Source organism: Megasphaera vaginalis (ex Srinivasan et al. 2021), from assembly GCF_000478965.1.
In the GTDB taxonomy this organism is placed as follows: domain Bacteria; phylum Bacillota; class Negativicutes; order Veillonellales; family Megasphaeraceae; genus Megasphaera; species Megasphaera vaginalis.
Map to the genome: position 1 here is coordinate 1 of NZ_AWXA01000025.1, position 17424 is coordinate 17424.

The 17424-nt window shown below is 52.3% G+C and carries 19 protein-coding genes; 17 read left to right on the top strand and 2 right to left on the bottom strand.

Annotated features, from left to right (window positions below; genetic code table 11):
* The 9 genes from mutS to ahpC form a co-directional block, all read left to right on the top strand.
* The coding region (gene mutS / locus HMPREF1250_RS04400) for a DNA mismatch repair protein MutS (protein WP_023053478.1) at window positions 1–1176 on the top strand (1176 nt) is incomplete at its 5' end.
* Window positions 1173–3062 carry a DNA mismatch repair endonuclease MutL gene (mutL, locus tag HMPREF1250_RS04405; RefSeq protein ID WP_023053488.1) on the top strand — a complete coding sequence of 630 codons (1890 nt, stop codon included), beginning with the start codon at window positions 1173–1175 and terminating at the stop codon, window positions 3060–3062. The genes mutS and mutL, both read left to right, overlap by 4 nt.
* Window positions 3059–3850 (top strand): class I SAM-dependent methyltransferase, encoded by a 792-nt coding sequence (locus HMPREF1250_RS04410; RefSeq protein WP_023053497.1) that lies wholly within the window; start codon window positions 3059–3061, stop codon window positions 3848–3850. Before mutL ends, HMPREF1250_RS04410 begins: the two co-directional genes overlap by 4 nt.
* On the top strand, window positions 3850–4791 hold the full coding sequence (gene miaA, locus HMPREF1250_RS04415) for a tRNA (adenosine(37)-N6)-dimethylallyltransferase MiaA (RefSeq protein ID WP_023053429.1): 942 nt from the start codon (window positions 3850–3852) through the stop codon (window positions 4789–4791). The genes HMPREF1250_RS04410 and miaA overlap by 1 nt, the downstream gene beginning before the upstream one ends.
* A gap of 28 nt (window positions 4792–4819) precedes the next feature.
* Window positions 4820–6064 carry an aminotransferase class I/II-fold pyridoxal phosphate-dependent enzyme gene (locus tag HMPREF1250_RS04420; RefSeq protein WP_196806849.1) on the top strand — a complete coding sequence of 415 codons (1245 nt, stop codon included), beginning with the start codon at window positions 4820–4822 and terminating at the stop codon, window positions 6062–6064.
* Window positions 6061–6621 carry a ribonuclease M5 gene (gene rnmV, locus HMPREF1250_RS04425; RefSeq protein ID WP_023053471.1) on the top strand — a complete coding sequence of 187 codons (561 nt, stop codon included), beginning with the start codon at window positions 6061–6063 and terminating at the stop codon, window positions 6619–6621. Before HMPREF1250_RS04420 ends, rnmV begins: the two co-directional genes overlap by 4 nt.
* On the top strand, window positions 6608–7489 hold the full coding sequence (rsmA, locus tag HMPREF1250_RS04430; RefSeq protein ID WP_023053467.1) for a 16S rRNA (adenine(1518)-N(6)/adenine(1519)-N(6))-dimethyltransferase RsmA: 882 nt from the start codon (window positions 6608–6610) through the stop codon (window positions 7487–7489). The genes rnmV and rsmA overlap by 14 nt, the downstream gene beginning before the upstream one ends.
* Window positions 7490–7536: 47 nt before the next feature.
* On the top strand, window positions 7537–8103 hold the full coding sequence (locus HMPREF1250_RS04435; RefSeq protein WP_023053461.1) for a hypothetical protein: 567 nt from the start codon (window positions 7537–7539) through the stop codon (window positions 8101–8103).
* Window positions 8104–8200: 97 nt separating this feature from the next.
* Window positions 8201–8764, top strand: a complete 564-nt coding sequence (gene ahpC / locus HMPREF1250_RS04440; protein WP_023053443.1) for an alkyl hydroperoxide reductase subunit C — start codon at window positions 8201–8203, stop codon at window positions 8762–8764.
* Window positions 8765–8886: 122 nt separating this feature from the next.
* Here ahpC and HMPREF1250_RS11550 read toward each other — a convergent pair whose 3' ends face one another.
* Window positions 8887–9126 (bottom strand): hypothetical protein, encoded by a 240-nt coding sequence (locus HMPREF1250_RS11550; RefSeq protein ID WP_155914491.1) that lies wholly within the window; start codon window positions 9124–9126, stop codon window positions 8887–8889.
* A gap of 116 nt (window positions 9127–9242) precedes the next feature.
* On the opposite strand from HMPREF1250_RS11550, the gene HMPREF1250_RS04445 reads away from it, so the two are divergent.
* Genes HMPREF1250_RS04445 through recO form a run of 8 tightly spaced genes read left to right on the top strand, consistent with a single transcriptional unit; the run spans window position 9243 to window position 16826 of the window.
* Window positions 9243–11012: a B12-binding domain-containing radical SAM protein gene (locus HMPREF1250_RS04445; RefSeq protein WP_036242680.1), complete on the top strand. Its 1770-nt coding sequence runs from the start codon at window positions 9243–9245 to the stop codon at window positions 11010–11012.
* Window positions 11009–11959, top strand: coding sequence for a TIGR01212 family radical SAM protein (locus tag HMPREF1250_RS04450; protein WP_023053509.1), 951 nt, complete (start codon window positions 11009–11011; stop codon window positions 11957–11959). The genes HMPREF1250_RS04445 and HMPREF1250_RS04450 overlap by 4 nt, the downstream gene beginning before the upstream one ends.
* A gap of 25 nt (window positions 11960–11984) precedes the next feature.
* Window positions 11985–12941 (top strand): PhoH family protein, encoded by a 957-nt coding sequence (locus HMPREF1250_RS04455; RefSeq protein WP_023053428.1) that lies wholly within the window; start codon window positions 11985–11987, stop codon window positions 12939–12941.
* 12 nt (window positions 12942–12953) lie between these two features.
* On the top strand, window positions 12954–13427 hold the full coding sequence (gene ybeY, locus HMPREF1250_RS04460; RefSeq protein WP_023053494.1) for an rRNA maturation RNase YbeY: 474 nt from the start codon (window positions 12954–12956) through the stop codon (window positions 13425–13427).
* Complete coding sequence (locus HMPREF1250_RS04465) at window positions 13427–13822, top strand: cytidine deaminase (protein ID WP_419177275.1); 396 nt, start codon at window positions 13427–13429, stop codon at window positions 13820–13822. The genes ybeY and HMPREF1250_RS04465 overlap by 1 nt, the downstream gene beginning before the upstream one ends.
* Window positions 13823–13838: 16 nt before the next feature.
* Window positions 13839–14732, top strand: coding sequence for a GTPase Era (gene era, locus HMPREF1250_RS04470; RefSeq protein WP_023053510.1), 894 nt, complete (start codon window positions 13839–13841; stop codon window positions 14730–14732).
* A gap of 11 nt (window positions 14733–14743) precedes the next feature.
* Entirely contained in the window at window positions 14744–16093 is a 1350-nt protein-coding gene (locus HMPREF1250_RS04475; RefSeq protein WP_023053427.1) for a hemolysin family protein, read from the top strand.
* Entirely contained in the window at window positions 16080–16826 is a 747-nt protein-coding gene (gene recO / locus HMPREF1250_RS04480) for a DNA repair protein RecO (RefSeq protein WP_023053449.1), read from the top strand. Before HMPREF1250_RS04475 ends, recO begins: the two co-directional genes overlap by 14 nt.
* On the opposite strand, the gene HMPREF1250_RS04485 is transcribed toward recO, so the two are convergent.
* The gene (locus HMPREF1250_RS04485; protein ID WP_023053431.1) at window positions 16804–17319 is read right to left on the bottom strand and encodes a transposase; all 516 of its coding nucleotides are present in this window, start codon (window positions 17317–17319) and stop codon (window positions 16804–16806) included. The two genes, recO and HMPREF1250_RS04485, sit on opposite strands and share 23 nt — an antisense overlap.
* Between the last annotated feature and the right edge of the window lie 105 nt (window positions 17320–17424).

Below are 17424 nucleotides of genomic sequence, written 5' to 3' on the forward strand. Positions count from 1 at the left end.
GTATTCGGCTATTATTTTGAAATTTCCCATGCCAATACGAAGCCTGTTCCCGCGTATTATGTCCGCAAGCAGACGCTGGTCAACGCCGAACGGTATATTACGCCTGAATTGAAGGATTTTGAAGTGAAGGTGCTGACGGCGCAGGAACGGATGCTGGCGCTTGAATACAAGCTTTTCGGTGAATTGCGCCGACAACTGCAACAGTCTATTCCGGCCATGCAGGTATCGGCCCGCTCGATCGCGCAGGTGGACTGCCTGTACAGCCTTGCCTGTGCAGCGCATGAAAACCATTACACGCGGCCGTCTCTGAACCGGCAGCGCATGATCCGCATTGAAGACGGTAGACATCCGATTATTGAAAAATATGTGACAGGCGAGCTTTTTGTTCCGAACGACGTTGTCCTGAATCATCAGGATCATGAAGTTCTCGTCATTACGGGACCGAATATGGCCGGAAAATCCACTTATATGCGACAAGTTGCCGTACTGGTACTGATGACGCAAGTCGGTTCGTTCATTCCTGCCGGCGCCGCTTCCGTCTGCCCTGTCGATCGTATTTTTACGCGCATTGGCGCCAGTGACGATATTTTGACGGGCCAAAGTACATTCATGATGGAAATGAAGGAAGTATCGTATATTTTGAAGCATGCGACGGCGGACAGCCTGCTCATTCTCGATGAAATAGGACGGGGCACGAGTACCTTTGACGGCATGTCCATTGCCCGCGCCGTAATTGAATACTGCTTGCGGCAGATTCACGCCTTGACGCTTTTTGCCACCCATTATCATGAACTGATTGCCATGGCGAAGGACTCCGAAAAAATCAAGAACTATACGGTCGCCGTCAAGGAACGCGGCAAGAGCATCAAATTTCTGCGCCGTATCATTCCCGGCAGCGCTGATCGCAGCTACGGTCTCCACGTGGCGCGTCTGGCCGGCTTGCCGGAAACGCTTTTGCAGCGGGCTGAAATCATTCTCAACGATCTCGAAAGTGATACCGCGGCGCCGCCGCTTGCCGCCGAAAAAACGGCACAGTCTCTATCGGAAAATCTCTTTACGGATTTGCTGACAGAACGGCTCCTGTCTGTCGACGTTGCGACGATGACGCCTATTGAAGCCATTTCATTTTTATATAGCCTGCAAAAAGAGGCGAAAGAAGGGAGCGGGATGAAATGAGTTCTCTGATTCATGTGCTTGACGAAGGGACGGCCAATAAAATTGCTGCCGGTGAAGTTGTCGAACGGCCGTCGTCATGCATTAAGGAGTTGATCGAAAATGCCGTTGACGCCGGTGCAACGGCGATTGAGACGGAAATTGCCGACGGCGGCCAGTCGTACATGCGCGTCAGCGATAACGGCTGCGGCATGAGTGCCGAAGATGCGGAAAAATGCCTCATCCGCCACGGCACGAGCAAAATTCGCTCCGTTGAAGATATATTTGCCATCACTTCTCTCGGCTTTCGCGGTGAAGCCGTACCGAGTATTGCCGCCGTATCGCGGATGACCCTTACGACGCGGCAGCGAGACGCCGTGTTGGCGACACAGCTGCTGATAGACGGCGGCGTTATCAAAGAAAAAGAAGAAACGGGAGCTCCTGTCGGGACAACGGTAGAAGTGGCGGAGCTCTTTTTCAATACGCCGGCAAGGCGGAAATTTCTCAAAAGCGAACGGACAGAAAGTGCCAAGATCAGCGAGATCGTCACAAAACTGGCCCTGGCCAACAGCGGTATTGAATTCACCTTAATTACGAACGGCAGGACAACGCTTCATACAGGAGGGCAGGGAGACTTGAAGGAAACGATTGCCGGCATTTACGGTGCAGCCGCGGCGCGGGAGATTTTTCCTGTAACTTATGAAGGGGAAACGCTGACAATTTCCGGTTTTGTCGGCAAGCCGTCATTGCTGAAGAGCAGCCGTGCCTGGCAGACGAGTATCGTCAATCGTCGGGTCGTGCAGAACGGTATTATCTATAAAGCTATCGAAAATGCTTACCATGCGATGCTGCCGAAAGCGGGATATCCCCTGGCCGTACTTCAAATCGATATCGATCCGGCTTTTATCGACGTCAATGTTCATCCTGCCAAAACGGAGATCAAGTTCGCCGACGAAAAGGAAGTGTATCGCGCCGTTTATCATAGCATCGTTACGGCACTGGTCAGTCAGGACAGACCGGAAACGATCGCGGCGTCCGCTCCTTTGCCGCCGCGTCAGCGCGAAAGGCTTGAACCTCTGCGGGACATTGCGTCGCCGCAGGAATCGGAACTGCCTTTTACCGCTTCGGCGCAATCGTCGGTTCCGGCGACAACTTATGCTGCGCCGGCAGTTTCGGCGCAGCAACATGTCGGGGAATCGCCGCGGCGCCCGTATGAACCGGTATTGACGCCTGACGATGTACCGGCTGCTGCAGCGGCCTTTACGGCGGCTTTGGCGGCGGAAAGCAAGGTTCCCGGTACCGAAGAAGAGCAAGGGCCTGTCATTACGTTTGACGGCGATGCGGATGTCTTTATTCCTCTCGGTGAAGTGGCGGATTGCTATATTGTTGCCAAAAAGGGGGAAGATCTCTATCTGATCGACCACCATGCGGCGCATGAACGGGTGCGTTACGATACCTTCTGCAAACGGGCGGAAGCACTGCCGAGTCAGCAGCTGCTGACGGCGGAATTTGTCGAAGTCGACAGTCACGATATGGCGCTTCTGACAGAGCGGCAAGACGTTTTTGTCGATCTTGGGTATGCCTATTCCGTTGCCGGTCCGTCGACGCTGCGCATGGAAGCCGTACCCTGTGATTTGCAGACGGCCCATATTGCCGATTCGCTTCGCGAGATTTGCCGGATTTTGACGTTGCAGCCGTCTTTGGATAAGGCGATGCTGCGGCACACATCCTTGGCCTATCTTTCGTGCCACGGTGCGATCAAAGCCGGCGATAAGTTGAATATACGGGAAATGAAACAGCTTCTGGAAGCGCTTTTTCAAACGGAAAAGCCTTTCGTCTGCCCGCACGGGAGACCGATCATCGTGCGCTTCACGCCTGCCGACCTCGCCAGGCTTTTTAAGCGGACATGAATACTGCTGTGATCACGGTAACGCCGTCATTAAAAGCGTCTGCAACGTTGCAGGAAGAAGCGGCGCGCTGGGCCGCTTCAATCGGCGCCGCCTTCGTTTTGCGCCGTCGCCGTTCTCATGAGACGTTACAGAAAGAATACGACAACCTCCTCGTTTATACGACGCAGGGGCCGGAAATAACGACTGATCGGGGCAGGCACCGGTTCCACCTGAATATGGCGCAGTTGCGGTTGCTTCATTTGCAACAGGGGGTGCCAGATCATTTTCTGGAGGCTTTGGCCGCGACCGGACCGGTCCGTCTCCTGGATTGCACCTGCGGCTTCGGCGCCGATGCCGTTATCGCCTCCTATGCACTGCCGGCCGGTTCCGTCGTCGATGCTTTAGAAGCGTCACCGCTCCTGGCGGCCGTCACGGGTTGGGGCTTTGCACATTTCAACCATGACGATCTTGCCGTCACGAAGGCTTTACGGCGTATTCATTTGCAGCAGGGAGATTATGAAAACTATTTGCGCGATCGTACGGCGCAGCCATATGATATTCTGTATTTCGATCCCATGTTCAGCGAACCTGTTGAAAGCAGCTGCGCCTTTCGACCGCTGCGTCCACTGATGGATCATCAGCTCCTGACACCTGCGTTGATTCGCCTGGCCGCCTCAAAAGCTGCGCGGCGAATCGTCATAAAAGGCCGCCGTTTTGACCGGCTGCGTCGGGATTTTCCCGGACTGCGCCTTGTTGGCGGTAAATACAGCCGCATTTGTTATGCCGTTTTGGAGAGTGATTCTATATAATGAAACCGGTTATTGCCATTGTCGGACCTACGGCAGTAGGAAAAACGGCGTTGAGCTTTTTCCTGGCGGAAGAATTTCACAGCGAACTGGTCTCGTGCGATGCTTATCAGATCTATCGCGGCATGGATATCGGCACGGCCAAGCCGACGCAGGAGGAACTTTCCGCCTATCGTCATCATTTGATCAATATTGCCGCTGCCGACGAGCCCTTTTCCGCCGCTCGTTTCTGTGCACTGGCGCAGGCGGAAATCGCCGCTCTCCATGAACGGGGGAAACTTCCAATTATTGTAGGCGGTACGGGTTTGTATTTGCAATCCTTGCTGGAAGGATATGAATTTACGGCGCCCCGGGTATTGCCGCATGAACGGGAGCGGGCCGCGCGAACCGTTGCGTCGATGACGCCGGCAGAGTTGAAGTCGTATATTACGGCGGCTACGGATTGGCAGCCTGATGACTGGCATGAGCTGTTGGCCAACAGACAACGGTTGATCCGTCTGGTTGCCGCCGTCGGCAGAGGGGAAGGCGCTGCCTTCGTTCGTGCCGGCAAAGCGTCGGCATTGATTTATGATGCGTTTGTCATCGGCTTGTCGTTGCCGCGCCCCGTTCTTTATGAGCGTATTGAAAAGCGGATTGACGCAATGTTGCGCGCCGGATGGATTGAAGAAACGGCAGCCTTGTTGAAGGAAGGGCTGACAGAGTCGGATCAAGGCATGAAGGCTATCGGCTACGGAGAGATTGCCGCTTACCTCGACGGGCGCATTACGTATGACGCGATGACTGCGGCGATCAAGACGCGCACCCGCCGTTTTGCCAAACGGCAACTGACGTGGTACAGGCGGATGCCGTATATTCACTGGTATGAAAAGGAAAAGTACGATTCCGAAGCAGCCTTGGCTCGCACGGTCATCGTCGATATACGCGGCGCAGGAATCGGAATATGATACAAGAAAGGGATGGAAGGGTTTGTCGATTCAGATGGATACACTCAGGCAGGAGGCGCTGCAAGCTTGTGCGGCGCAGTTTGCAGTGATAGATGCCGTGAGTCTTTATAACACGGAAAAGGTTTTGGCGGCGTACAGAAAGGCGCAGGTTTCCGCCTACCAATTTGCCGGCACGTCGGGGTACGGGTACAGTGATTTGGGCCGTGAAAAGCTGGCAGAAGTGTTTGCCGCCGTTTTTAAGGCCGAAAAGGCGCTGGTACGCCCTCATTTCGTTTCCGGCACGCATGCCTTGGCGACGGTTCTTTGTGCGCTGTTGCAGCAGGGCGATATGCTCATTTCTTTGGTTGGGGCCCCTTACGATACGATGCAAGGCGTTATCGGCCATGCCCGTCCGAGTCGGCATTCCCTCAAAGAGCGGGGCGTCCGTTACAAGGAAGTGCCTCTTAAAGATAATGCCTACGATCTGCAGGCCATACGCGGCGCCGTCGCCGCTGACAAACCGAAAGTCGTCCTTTTGCAGCGGTCGCGCGGTTACAGTTCCCGCGCGTCCTTGACGATCGATGATCTGCGGAAGATCATTGCCGCCGTTAAAAAGGAAAGTCCCGAAACGATCTGCTTCGTTGATAATTGTTACGGCGAATTTGCAGCTACGGAGGAGCCGCTTGAAGCCGGCGCCGATATTATTGCCGGTTCGCTGATCAAGAATCCCGGCGGCGGTATTGCGCCGACAGGCGGGTATATTGCCGGCCGGGCTGATCTGGTAGACTGCGCCGCCGATTATCTGACGGCGCCCGGTCTTGGCTCTGAGCTCGGTTCCTACGCCGGCGGTTACCGTCTTTTTTTCCAGGGCTTTTTTATGGCGCCTCATGTTACGGCGCAAGCTATCAAAGGGGCTGTCTTTGCTGCCGCCGTTTTTGAACGGCTCGGATTTGCCGTTTCGCCGTCTGTAGCGGCGCCGCGCTGTGATCTGATTCAGACGATTGCGCTGCAGAATGAGGGAAATATGCGTCTTTTCTGTCAGGGCATCCAATCTTTTTCTCCTGTCGACGCCCATGTGACGCCGATTCCCGATGCCATGCCCGGATATGCTGACAAGATCATCATGGCGGCAGGTGATTTTGTGCAAGGCTCTTCCATCGAATTATCGGCAGACGGCCCCATACGTGAACCGTATCTGATCTACCTGCAAGGCGGCATCGTCTTGGAACACAACATCTTGGCTGTTTTGGCGGCGGCGCAATATATCTGCGAAAAAGGAGGCGGCGCGCGGTGATCAGGGAAGTGGTTATTGTCGAAGGACGCGCCGATGAAGCGCGCATCCGGTCCGCCCACATCGATGTCGATACGATCAGAACGGACGGCTTCAGTCTTCGCGCCGATACGCTGCGGCAAATCGAGTATGCCTATAAGCGCCGCGGCATCATTATCCTCACCGACCCGGATCGGGCCGGCGAAGAAATCCGTCGGGCATTGAGCAAACGATTTCCCCGTGCCAAGCACGCTTTCATTCCCCGAAAGGACGCCATCGCCAACAATGATCTTGGTGTGGAACAGGCGTCGCCGGAGGCCATTCGCTCCGCTCTTGACAAGTGCCGCTGCGCAGTGATGACGGTGAACGAGACGTTTACGGCAGACGATCTTCTGTCTGCCGGTTTGAACGGAACGGCTGCGGCGGCTGAGAAAAGAGCGGCTTTGGGCGCCGTACTGGGGATCGGCTACGGCAATGCCAAGCAATTTTTAAAACGATTGAATCATTACGGCGTTACGCGAGAAGAGTGGGACGCCGCGTTACGGCAACTGCAAAAGGATGGTGGCGATGAAAAGTTCTGATTTGGCAAATCCCGATGTTGTTCATTATCTCGTCAGGCGATTTCATTTACATATGAATAAAAAGCTGGGGCAAAATTTTCTGATTGACCCTCCCGTTGTCCGTCATATTGCCGAGACGGCGTCGCTTCATGCCGGGATGCCCGTGTTGGAGATCGGCCCCGGTATCGGTACGCTGACGCAGGCGTTGGCTGAAACGGGCGCTGCCGTGACGGCTGTCGAAATCGATTCCAATTTGTTGCCGGTTTTGGATAAAACCTTGGAAGCTTACGATAATGTACGCATCATTCATGACGATATCATGAAGGTCGATATTGAGGCGCTGATGAATCATAAGCCCTTTGTCGTCTGCGCCAATCTGCCGTATTATATTACAACTCCCATCATCTTGCGGCTGTTGGAAGAACGGCTGCCAATGGAGCGGATGGTCGTCATGGTTCAGAAGGAAGTGGCGGAACGTATGGTTTCCGGGCCGGGGAGCAAAGCTTACGGCGCGTTGTCCGTAGCCGTTCAGTATTATACGTCACCTCACCTTGCTTTTGTGATTAATCCGGCCTCCTTTCTGCCGCCTCCCGCCGTTCAATCAGCTGTTGTCGCCATGGATGTACGGCCGACGCCGCCGGTGCAGGTTCTCGAAGAACACCGCTTTTTCCAGACTGTCAAAGCGGCTTTCGGGCAGCGTCGCAAAACCCTGACCAACGCGTTGAAAGGAACCGGTCTTCCGACAAATGACGTGGAGGCGATTCTGTCTGCTGCAGGCATCGACGGCAAAAGACGCGGCGAAACCCTTTCTCTTGACGAGTTTGCCGCTATTGCCGATAGCTGGACGAAACGGCTCGCAACAACGGGTCAGATCAATGGGGAGCGTTGATTTCCGGCGCCTTCCGGACGCTATTTTTTCGGAAACAGAGGGTGAGTATGGATACGGGCAAACAACGCAAGGCGATCAGTCTTATTTTGGGTAGTATTTGTATTGTCGTTACGCTCTTTTTTTGGCCGGGGAAAGATCCGGCTATCGAGTACGAAGAAGATAGAAAAGAACAACAGGAAATCAGTCGCGCCGAAACGGAAGTGTTGGTGCAGAATGTCGTCCTGAAAGCGCAGGATGGAAGCAATATAAAATTGCGTAATATTTGTAATGACGGGGCCGTTTGCCTGCTTTTCTGGATGCCTTGGAGCAGGGAAAGTGACGGTGAGCTGCAGCTGCTCCAGGAAATGGAACAAAAATACGGGAAACAGATTCATTTTGCAGCCATATCGTTTCCTGAGAGCGGTAACAGAAAAGAGAAGGAACGAACAGAAAGTCGTTCTTTTTCTTTCCCGTTGTATATGATGCGCCTTGAAGACAGCCGGAAATTGTCTGTGTACAGTGTTCCCAAATGGATCGTCGTCAGCCGTTACGGCAGACTGATTTGGCAGCAAGACGGCGTCGCGGATAAAGCGATTCTGGAAGAAAAGTTGGTTCGTGCGGAGAGTTTTATATGAAAATAATTATCATTTAACTTGACATATAACGATGGATGACGTATACTGAAAGAGTACTAAATCGATATACTTTAACGTGTATGCAAGGAGGTAAATTATGTCGTTAAATGGTAAAAAAATTTCAGAGTTTACGGCGCAAGCCTACGTTGACAACGGTTTCAGAGATGTGACGCAGGAAGATTTGCAGGGCAAATGGAGTGTCCTTTTCTTTTATCCTGCCGATTTTACCTTCGTGTGCCCGACGGAATTGGCAGACTTGCAGAGAAAATATGCTGATTTTAAGCAGATTGGTTGTGAAGTATATGCCGTTTCATGCGATACGCATTTTGTTCATAAAGCATGGCATGAATCGTCGCCCTTGATCGGAACCGTAACGTATCCGATGGTGGGCGATCCGACGGGGGCGCTGGCAAAAGATCTTGACGTCTATATTACGGCAGAAGGAAAAGCGGAACGGGGAACCTTCGTCATCAATCCGGCGGGAGAAGTCGTGCTGTATGAAGTAAGCGCCGGTAATATCGGCCGCAGCGCAGATGAGTTGTTGCGTAAGGTGCAGGCTGCCCAATTTGTCGGCGCGCATGGAGACGAAGTGTGCCCGGCTTCCTGGCATCCCGGTGACGCCGTCTTGAAACCGTCTTTCGACCTGGTGGGCAAATTGTAGACAGTAAGACCTTTTTCGGCAAGTCCGGCAGGACTTGCCGTTGTTTTTCTTGCTAATAAACTGGAAATATAAAGAACTCGTAAATTTTGAACTGACATTATGGAGAAACACTGTCGATTATGCTATACTGATGATGATAACAACAAGGAGAAACCGCCGGAGACCGCGCGTACGTGAAGAAGTTGTTTTACGCCGGTGTTGGCGGTGTTATTTTTTTTGGACAACGGCGTTGGCGTATGATTGCGCTGTTTTGGCGGCGTCATGTTCACGGTGGACGAAGCGAGGCCGACTGCTTTCAGACGCCGGCTTTTTGGTGCTGCCGCCTGTGCGACGGAAGTACGTAAAAACAGCAGTTGCGGCATGCCGTCACTGCTGTTTTCATGTTTTCTTAAGACTAGTCACTCTTCCGGCTTTGCAGTATAATAAGGGTACTGAATAGTTTGGTAAATTACCGATAGAGGAGGCTTTTTTCTCTTTGATGAAGATCTTATTGACGACGCTGAATGCAAAATTCGTTCAATCTTCGCTGGCCCTTCGCTGCCTTGCGGCGGCGTGTCGTCAACAGGGTTTTGGGAATGTGGAGACAGCCGAATATACGATCAACCATAATGCCTATGATATTTTGCGCAGGATTCACGCGTTTCACGCAGATGTCATCGGCTTTTCCTGCTATATATGGAACATTGATATGACGCTGCATCTCATTTCGCTGTTGCGGCAGATTTGTCCTGACGTGACGATTATGGTCGGCGGTCCGGAAGTGACGTATACGGCGCGGGAACTGTTGACGGCGGAAGGGAATATCGATTATGCTCTCCAGGGGGAAGGCGAGGCGATCCTGCCGGAACTGATCGCTTCCTGGCTGAACGGAGAAGACGGTACGGCTGTCGGCGGCGTCTTGAGACGTACTGCGGACGGAGCGATTGAGGGCAATGAATTGATCCGTGAAGTGCCTGATCTTGATCTCTTGCCTTTTCCTTATGATGATGCGGATTTAGCCTCCTTGTCTCATCAACTTGTCTATTATGAAAGCTCTCGCGGCTGTCCCTTTCATTGTCAATATTGCCTTTCCGGCAGAGATGATACGGTGCGTTTTCGGTCTGCCGCATTGGTGATTGAAGAACTGAAGCGACTGGTTGCCGCAGGCGTCAAGCAGGTTAAACTCGTTGACAGGACATTTAACTGTAATCCGCGGCATTATCGGCCCATTTTGGCCTTTATGGTTTCTCTTCAGGCGACGGTGAACTTTCATTTGGAAATAGAACCGGGACTCGTGACGGAGGAAGATCTGGCGCTGTTGTCACAGGCGCCGCGGGGACGGATCCAACTGGAACTGGGCATTCAGTCGACTTACGGACCGACCTTGCAGGCGATTCGCCGCCATAACGACTGGCCTCATATCGTTCATGTCATGAACGTCATCCGCTCATTGGGCACCATTCATCTCCACCTTGATCTGATCGTCGGGCTCCCTTATGAAACGATGCAGGCATTGCGGCGCTCCTTCAACGATATTTATTCTCTACAGCCCCATAAGTTGCAGATCGGCTTTCTGAAACTTCTCAAGGGTTCAGGTATACGACGGGATTATTCGCAGGACTACGCCTGTGACCTGCGCGGACCGTATGAAGTCTTGGCCACGAAATGGCTTTCCTATGAAGCGGTCGGTACGATGAAGGTTTTTGAAGACGTTTTTGAACGAATTTATAATTCCGGGAAATTTTCGTATACGCTGGCGTACGTTGACCGTTTCTTTGCCGGCGATTGGTTTTCCTTTTATGAGCGGTTGACCGATCATTGGTTGTGCCGCGGCTTTGATCGCCTTGCCGTTTCCGATGCGACGGTCTGTCATTTTCTCTGGGATTCGCTGACGGCGCTGACAGAGCTTACGGCGGAAGAAAAGGATGTAGCCAGGCAGCTTCTCTGTCTGGACATGCTGACCTGTTTCCGTTTTCGTCTCAAGCCGTCTTTCCTCGGTTGGGAAGAAGCGCCGCGGCAGTTGACGGATCCTTTTTTTCGCAGGGAAGAAGGACCGGCGGCGTATTTTACCGGTTACCGCTTTACAAATTGGCGTGATATTAAGATGCGTTATCATCTTTGGCCCATTACGCCCGCTGTCGGGAAGGAACTGCGGCGTTACGCAGACGGACCTGACGAAGCAGCCTATATCTTAGCGGAAAGCGGTGCTGACGGCGTTTGCTGGCGCCTTCTGAATAAAGCTGCGCTGGCTGCGGAAGGAGTTATATGAAAGAACGATATCGTATCTATTCGACATATTTAAAAGGAAAATACGGGGAAAAAGTTTATAAATTACCGATCAGTATCCCCGATACCTGCCCCAATCGGGACGGCCGCCTCGGCACCGGAGGATGCGCGTTTTGCGGTTCCATCGGTGCCGGGTACGAAAACCTGCCGGCGTCGGTGACGATCGGCGAACAGATCAGAACCAATAAGGCCCATATCGTTCCGAAATATAAGGCCCATAAATTTATCGCTTATTTTCAAAACTTCACGAATACTTACTTGCCGCCTCCTCTCTTCCGTTCGTATTTGGCAGAAGCGTGCAAAGACGATGTCGTCGCGCTGGCCGTTGCCACGCGTCCTGACTGCATCAATGAAACGTATCTTGATATTTTGGCGGAGATCAGGGAGAAATACCATGTCGACATCCTTGTCGAGTTGGGCTTGCAGACAGTGAATTACAGAACATTGAAACTGATTAATCGCGGTCACGGTTTGGCTGAATACATCGATGCCGTCACTATGCTTGCCGCTTATCCGTTTCGAAATTGTACACACGTAATCATCGGTCTGCCCGGCGAGGATGACGCCGACACGGTCGAAACGGCCCGCGTCATTTCGGCGCTGCCGACGCAGGAAGTAAAGCTTCACGCATTATATATCATTAAGAATACATTGATGGCGGAATGGTATCGCGACGGCAAGATCTCGCTCATCTCCGTCGAGGATTACGTACGGCGTGTCGTCCTTTTCCTGGCTCATTCGCGGCCGGATATCGTTTTTCAGCGACTCATCGGCAGGGCGCCGCAGGAAGCCGTCGATTTCGCCAACTGGGGCATGGGCTGGTGGCGCATTCGCGATATGATCGATGCCGAACTGGAGCGGCTCGACACCTGGCAGGGGAAGGACTGCAACTATTTGCATGGAAAAGCTGTTCGACATTTTACGGAATGATTGGAAAAAGGAGCCTGCAACGGTTATGGAAAAACAACTGAATTTTACCGATCCGGCTGAAGCCAAAGCGCTTTTCGGCGTCAAAGATGAATTCTTGAAAGTCTTGCAGCATGAATTTCCCGAATGCCGGATTGCCGCACGGGGGACGAATGTCTTTCTGGTCGGCAGCAGTACGGATATTGGCGCTATTGAAGAGGTTTTTGCGGCACTTCGTTATTTGAACCGCGAAAATACGTATTTGACGACACAACATGTGCGGTACTCTTCCTTGTGCATCAAAAACGGCAAAGGCGAAGAACTGCGGGAAATCTACGGCGATACGATCAGCATTTCGGCGCGGGGCCGGCTGATCAAGCCGAAGACGGCTGGTCAGAAACGGTATGTCGATTCTATCCGCAAAAATCTCGTCACCTTCGGCATCGGGCCCGCCGGCACGGGTAAGACCTATTTAGCCGTCGCCTTGGCGTCTTTTTATTTAAAAAACCGCCAGGTGGAGCGGATCATTCTGACGCGTCCTGCCGTCGAAGCCGGCGAAAAGCTGGGCTTTCTGCCCGGCGATTTGCAGGAAAAGATCGATCCTTATTTGCGGCCGTTATATGACGCGTTGGCTGACATGTTCGGATACGACCAGTTTCAAAAGCTGATTGACAGAAATATTATCGAAGTGGCTCCGTTGGCGTATATGCGCGGCAGGACGTTGGAAGAATCGTTTATTATTCTCGATGAAGCCCAAAATACGACGCGTGAACAGATGAAGATGTTCCTGACCCGCATGGGCAATCATTCCCGCGTCGTCGTCAACGGCGATAAGACGCAAATTGACCTGGTCGACCGCAAAATGTCGGGTTTGACTGAGGCCGAGAGGGTCCTGGCCAAGGTCAAGGGCGTCGGCATGGTGTCTTTTACCGATGAAGACGTTGTCCGCCACGATATGGTTGGCAAGATCATCAGGGCTTACGAGGAATTTTATCAAAAGGATTGAAGGGAGCAGGTTATGGATATTCGTATTAATTACGAAGAGGAAGAGTCTCGCAGGGAAGCGTATGAAGAGGTGATCGAACGCGTTTGCAGGGAAGCCGCATTGGTCTACGGATTGGGGCCTGCCGCGGAAATCAGCATCCTTCTTTGCCATAACGAGTATATTCGAGTATTGAACCGCGATTACCGGCAAATCGACAGGGCGACAGATGTGCTTTCATTCGCCTTGAACGAAGGCGAAGCCGACGGCTATGACGGACCTGATGCGGCATATCTCGGCGATATTGTCATTTCTCTGGACAAGGTTCGGGAACAGGCCGGCGAATATGGTCATTCCGTTGAGCGGGAACTGGCTTATTTGACGATTCACGGCATGCTTCATATCCTTGGTTATGATCATCTGACAGATGAGGATAAGGCTGAAATGCGCAAGGAAGAAGAATTCATCTTACAGCGTCTGGGATATGTCCGTCAGGGGGAAGCGTTATGATTAGTGAAGAAACGGTGCGGGAATTGATCGCCGCCGCAGGTTCCGCCAGAGAATTCGCTTATGTTCCTTATTCTCATTTTACCGTCGGCGCCGCTCTGCTCGGCAGCAACGGCGTTATTTATACAGGGTGCAATGTGGAGAACGCGTCTTACGGACTCAGTATCTGCGCTGAACGGAACGCCGTTTTTCATGCTGTCGCTTCAGGTTGCCGCAGCTTTGAAGCTTTGGCCATTGTCAGCGACGGTCGCGGCTATACGTCGCCGTGCGGCGCTTGCCGGCAGGTGCTGGAAGAATTTGAAATTCCCTATGTGATTCTGACGGCGCCGGATTCTCCGCCCCGCATTGTGGCATTGTCCGAACTTTTGCCGCTTCCCTTTGATCGTACCGCCTTGTAACTGTAAAGGAGCTTATATGAACGAATCGTTTAAATCCGGATTTGTAGCCGTCGTCGGCAGACCGAACGTCGGTAAATCAACGCTGATCAATCGCATTATCAAGCAGAAGGTGTCGATCGTTTCCGATAAAGCGCAGACGACGCGAAACCGCATCCTCTGCGTCCATACGGACGATGCCTGCCAAATTGTCTTTTTGGATACGCCGGGGATTCACAAGCCCAGGCATAAGCTCGGAAAATTTATGGACGAAATGGCGTATCAGTCCCTGCAGGATATCGACGCCGTTCTCTTCCTCGTTGCAGGCAATGAAAAGCGGGGCCCTGGAGACCTGTTTGTTCTTGATAAAATTGCGGCAGCCGGCGTGCCGGTTTTTCTGCTGATCAATAAAATCGATAAGCTGTCCAAAGGCGATATCCTGAAAGAAATCACCGACTATGCCAATCTCTATGATTTTGCGCAGATCATCCCCATTTCCGCCTTGCAGGGGGATAATGTCGACACCGTGGTTGCGGAACTGCGTAAACTTTTGCCGTCTGGACCGAAGTATTTCCCTGATGACATGATGACCGATCAGCCGGAACGCCTCCTGGTCGCCGAGATCGTCAGAGAAAAGCTGCTCCTGGCAACGCGGGACGAAGTACCTCACGCCATTGCCGTCTATGTTGACGAAATGAAGGAGCGAGGCGGCAAAATCTATATCCGCATGACCGTATTTGTCGAACGGGAATCACAAAAACGAATCGTAATCGGGAAAAACGGCGCAGTTTTAAAAGAGGTCGGTCGTTTGGCGCGCAGCGAGATCGAACATCTTTTGGGCAATACCGTTTATTTGGACATATGGGTAAAGGTCAGATCAGACTGGCGTAACCAGGCCTCGGCTCTCAGCGAATTCGGCTATAAGAACGAATAGGAGAATATTACATGGAGATACCGCTTCAGGATGGATTATACTATGTCGCCCTCTTGTTTCTTTGCATCGTCGTCAATGCGTTCTGCGTAGCAGGAAAATTTTCTTTTGCCCAGTTGCGCCGTGAATATATTGAAGATCTGATTCGCGAAGGCGATGAATCGGCACGGAAAATGCTCAAGCTCTATGATGAACCGACGGTTTTTCTCGGCATGGCGCAAATCGGCATGGTTTTTTCCGGCATTGCCGCCGGCGTCGTTTTTTTGCAGCTTTTTCGCGATTCGTACGATCGGTTGCAGGTGTTCATCGGCAATATATGGCTGATTGCCGGCATGGAGGTCTGTCTGTTGCTGGCAGTTTGTGCCGTTCTTTGGGTTTTCGGGGAACTGATTCCCAAATCTGTCGGGCTGCAGCGGCCTGAACAGGTGCTGCGCATTGTCGGTCCTGTGCTGCACGGCTGCAGCAATCTGTTCTCTCCCTTCATCAAGGCCGGCAGCAAAGTCGGGCAGTTTATCCTGCGCCGTCAGGGTCTCGACATGACCAACGAGATCGACATGTCTCACTCGGAAGACGAGATACGCATGCTGGTGACGGCCAGTCATAAGGGCGGGAAGATAGATAAAATCGAAAGCGAATTGATCGATAATGTCTTTGAATTCGCCGATTTGTTGGCTAAAGAAATTATGGTGCCCCGGCAGGATATCGTCTGTCTCACTGTTGGCAATCACATGAATCAGAATCTGAATACGATCCGCCAGTCCCGCCATACCCGTTATCCTCTTTGTGAAGATGATAAAGACCATATTATCGGCTTGGTACATATCAAGGACTTTCTGGATTTATACATCCATCGGCGCGGCAATCTGCGGCTCATCAACCGGCCTATCCTGATGATTCCCGAAATCATGGAAGTGTCGAAATTGTTGCAGCTGATGCGGGCGCAACGGACATATTTGGCCATCGTCGTTGATGAATACGGCAGTACGGTAGGGCTCATCGGCCTGGAAGATATTCTGGAAGAACTTGTCGGCAATATTCGCAACGAACATACGGCGGAAAAAGAAGAAATACAGCCGTTGCCAGACGGCGGCTATGAATTTGACGGGACCGTACTGCTCGACGATGTGGAAGAGCTTTTGCGCATTCCCGTGGAAGACGACGTCGATACGGACACGATCGGCGGTTACGTTTTCAATCTTCTCGGCCAGGCGCCGTCCATTCGTGATGAAGTTCGCATCGGCCTTTACCGGTTTACAGTCCTGGAAACGCAGGGGTTCCGCATATCCCGCCTCAAGGCTGTGCCGTTGGCGGAGAACGGGGAATTGGCAAAGGACGAAGAAGGGGAGCGCGATGGCGAAACATAAGAGCGGTGCGCCGCCGGGATTGCCGTCCCGCTGTGACGGAATCGTCCTGCGCGTGCACAAACAGGCGGCAAAGCAGCTCTTTCTGGAAATTTATACGGTGCAGGAAGGATTGCTCCGGGTGTTAACTGAGAAGGGGCGCGGCGTTCGGAAGGGAATGCCGGCGGCGCCGCTTCCGTTCAGCAAAATTTCCTTTGAGATCTATCGGCAGGGAAATGTGCGCATATTGAGCGAATATGAATGTGCCGTAAATCGGTATTTGCAGAATCTGACGTGGAACGAATACGTTTACAGTCAAATTTTTACGGAACTGTTTTTGGCCCTGGTTCCGCCGCAGGAAGCGGATCCTGCGCTGTATCGGCTGCTTTCGCAGTATGCAGACGCCGTATGTGTGAAGGACTGCCGTATTGTGACGATCATTGCCGGTTGGCAGTTGCTTTCTTTGACCGGCTTCGCCCCTGATCCGGCAACGGTTCGCCTTTATCGGACAGGGGCTGCCGGAGCGGGGGAAACGATTTTAAGTGATGAAGACGCCGGAGCGGAATGGCGCGAAGAACGCCTCACGCCGGCTTTTCGCGCTTTTTGGCGGCGCGTGCTGGAATATGATTGGGACTGCCGGGAGACTGTCCGTTTTAGCGCCAAGGGGCTGGCGCTGTTGGAAGACCTGCTGTATGCGTACGTCAGTCAGTGCAGTGAACGGCGGTTAAAGAGCATCAGTTTTTTGTCTTCTCTATGAAGGTGTTGGGATTGGCCGGCGTCGGCGTATAATAGGCGTCGTAATGCCAGCGCGAAACGTGCTCTTCAATATTTTGCTGGAATACGGAATGGATCACTTCGGAATGTAAATAGGACGCTTCATAGTTCTTTTCCCACACGGCCATATCGGAAAAACGGAATCGCTTCATGGCATGCAATATATATCGCTTGCAATAAAAGACGAACCAGTCGCTCAGATTGGAACGATAGGTTTTGTACACCAGAAGCAGATGGATATGATTGGGCATGACGACAAAGTCTTCTATCAATATAGTGCGGTTATACTGCTGCAAACTTGTCAACGCCTTTGTCGCCGCAGTGCCCCAGACGGAAGGCAACCAAACATTTTTTTCGCCGTCATGGACGATCGACCCCAAAATGGGCCGTTTTCTGTCCGTGCAGAGCGTCATGAATTGGACACGGCATATAGGCCGGCCGTATCGCTTGTTCTTGTGCTTATATGGTACTGTCATCGTATCACCTCTTAGCTCTATTGTACGACAGCGAGATGAGAACAAGATTAAAATACGGCCTTTTTGTTATTGCATTCGATTAAAAAGAAATTAAAAATACGACGG

Coding starts and splice junctions, on each gene's coding strand:
- HMPREF1250_RS11550 (WP_155914491.1), bottom strand. CDS start 9,126: ATGCCGCAACTGCTGTTTTTACGTACTTCCGTCGCACAGGCGGCAGCA.
- era (WP_023053510.1), top strand. CDS start 13,839: ATGAACGAATCGTTTAAATCCGGATTTGTAGCCGTCGTCGGCAGACCG.
- mutL (WP_023053488.1), top strand. CDS start 1,173: ATGAGTTCTCTGATTCATGTGCTTGACGAAGGGACGGCCAATAAAATT.
- rsmA (WP_023053467.1), top strand. CDS start 6,608: ATGAAAAGTTCTGATTTGGCAAATCCCGATGTTGTTCATTATCTCGTC.
- HMPREF1250_RS04485 (WP_023053431.1), bottom strand. CDS start 17,319: ATGACAGTACCATATAAGCACAAGAACAAGCGATACGGCCGGCCTATA.
- ahpC (WP_023053443.1), top strand. CDS start 8,201: ATGTCGTTAAATGGTAAAAAAATTTCAGAGTTTACGGCGCAAGCCTAC.
- HMPREF1250_RS04475 (WP_023053427.1), top strand. CDS start 14,744: ATGGAGATACCGCTTCAGGATGGATTATACTATGTCGCCCTCTTGTTT.
- HMPREF1250_RS04445 (WP_036242680.1), top strand. CDS start 9,243: ATGAAGATCTTATTGACGACGCTGAATGCAAAATTCGTTCAATCTTCG.
- miaA (WP_023053429.1), top strand. CDS start 3,850: ATGAAACCGGTTATTGCCATTGTCGGACCTACGGCAGTAGGAAAAACG.
- HMPREF1250_RS04410 (WP_023053497.1), top strand. CDS start 3,059: ATGAATACTGCTGTGATCACGGTAACGCCGTCATTAAAAGCGTCTGCA.
- HMPREF1250_RS04435 (WP_023053461.1), top strand. CDS start 7,537: ATGGATACGGGCAAACAACGCAAGGCGATCAGTCTTATTTTGGGTAGT.
- HMPREF1250_RS04455 (WP_023053428.1), top strand. CDS start 11,985: ATGGAAAAACAACTGAATTTTACCGATCCGGCTGAAGCCAAAGCGCTT.
- HMPREF1250_RS04450 (WP_023053509.1), top strand. CDS start 11,009: ATGAAAGAACGATATCGTATCTATTCGACATATTTAAAAGGAAAATAC.
- recO (WP_023053449.1), top strand. CDS start 16,080: ATGGCGAAACATAAGAGCGGTGCGCCGCCGGGATTGCCGTCCCGCTGT.
- ybeY (WP_023053494.1), top strand. CDS start 12,954: ATGGATATTCGTATTAATTACGAAGAGGAAGAGTCTCGCAGGGAAGCG.